Here is a 1,476-nt window from a genome sequence, read left to right as displayed (position 1 = left end):
GAAAGCCAGGATGGCTGCAACCACGACAGTGCGATCCGCGCCTTACTTGCTCTATGGGGGACTACGTACAGGGCCATATGTCATTTCATACAGACGCTCATAGCGCCCAAGCACAGACTTGGCGTTTATAAGTTCATCCCGATGCCGGTGATACTCCTTAAAACTGTAACCCTCACTATCCCCTGAAAAAACATAGTGTTTCCGATGGAAATTCTTTACCGCCTTAAGATCTTTGACATGCTGCCTGAGGCCGCGAAGCTTACTAGCCGCACTTACTCCGCGCCCAGGTAAAGCCTCATTGACTGTACCTCTGTTTCTGTAGTTTCTAGTTCTCTGTTTCGTCTTCTCCCACTCGCTCCATCCTCTTTGTCTTGGTTGAACAGCACCCCCAACATTTGTACTGCCGGCGTTTACACTACGCGGCGATGCGGGAGGCGTGATAGTTCGAACCGCTGGAGAGAGAGATTGATTAATTTCAAATCTAGTGAATTCCTCTTGCAATTGCTGATACAGGGTGAGGTATCCAGGCGACTCAGTATCAACCGGTGATAATCGAACGCCGACGCCCAAGGCCTCAGCCATCAGGTCATCGACCTGCGCTGCCGCCAGCCTTACAGGCGATGGTATCCCCCCCGTCGAATCCCTGAAATTAACCGGATCTCCCTGACAGTACGCATACGCATTCAACCCGCCCCGACCAAACGGACTCAGCTCATCCGGGCTATTGAACCGCATCAACACCGGATTGAACGCTCGATAACCATTGCCCAACAGATAATGCCCGGTCACCGGATCGCGCCGTTCGCCGTCGAAGCCGAGCAAGCTGCTCAAACCGCTGCTCATCGGTAAATGGCCGTAGGCGGTATAAGCAGATGCCTCGCGCTGTCCGTCACCTATCGATTGCAAAACCGAACGCTGCTGGTCGGTGGCCAGCAAGGTGACTGCAACGGTCTTGCCAGAGCACTGCTGCTGCGCCAGCAATTGATCGTCGACTTGCATCACCGAGCGGTACCGCGCGCCTTGTGTTTGCGTCGCCAGACGGTTTTTTTGATAGAACAGCCGGGTATCGGTCTCGCCTGCAGCCACGTGCGCGGCCAAGCGGTCCAGTGGGTCGTAGTGGTATCTGCAAAGCAGTGACAGATGATCGGACATGATCGAGCCTCTCGCCGGTCGGTAGGTGCGAACCCTCAGTGTCGTTTTACCCGGTCGCGCAGGCAACTGGCAGAAATGTCAGTGCGACAAACGTTAAAGGCCAAAAGCACCTGATCAGGCAGCCCTGTACGATGGTGACCTGCCCGACTCAAGAGCTGCCCCCCATGAACCGCCCCGTCAAACCCGCAAACCCCGTGCCACCCGCGCCATGCTGGTCACCGAGGGCGTGGACAGCTTGTCGATCTACAGCGTCGCCGAGCGCGCGGACATTCCGCCTTCGTCGGTCTATCACTTCTTCGCCAATGTTCCGGCGTTGCTCGAAGC

At 56.0% G+C, this 1,476-nt stretch carries 2 protein-coding genes; one reads left to right on the top strand and one right to left on the bottom strand.

The genetic code is table 11. The features are described 5' to 3' along the window. Window positions 1–51 precede the first annotated feature (51 nt). Window positions 52–1,152, bottom strand: a complete 1,101-nt coding sequence (locus ACYP2A_RS26565; RefSeq protein WP_459748914.1) for an RHS repeat-associated core domain-containing protein — start codon at window positions 1,150–1,152, stop codon at window positions 52–54. A 139-nt stretch (window positions 1,153–1,291) separates the two neighbouring features. Here ACYP2A_RS26565 and ACYP2A_RS26560 point away from each other — a divergent pair. Next, window positions 1,292–1,476 (top strand): TetR/AcrR family transcriptional regulator (locus ACYP2A_RS26560; RefSeq protein ID WP_459748915.1); only part of this gene is annotated, 185 nt, incomplete at its 3' end.

The organism is Pseudomonas sp. 3A(2025) (assembly GCF_054589175.1).
Note: the sequence above shows the minus strand (reverse complement) of the source record. Positions and strands in the feature narration are given on the sequence as shown.

Excerpts from the sequence above, each read along its gene's own strand:
- ACYP2A_RS26565 (WP_459748914.1), bottom strand. The coding sequence starts at position 1,152 with ATGTCCGATCATCTGTCACTGCTTTGCAGATACCACTACGACCCACTG.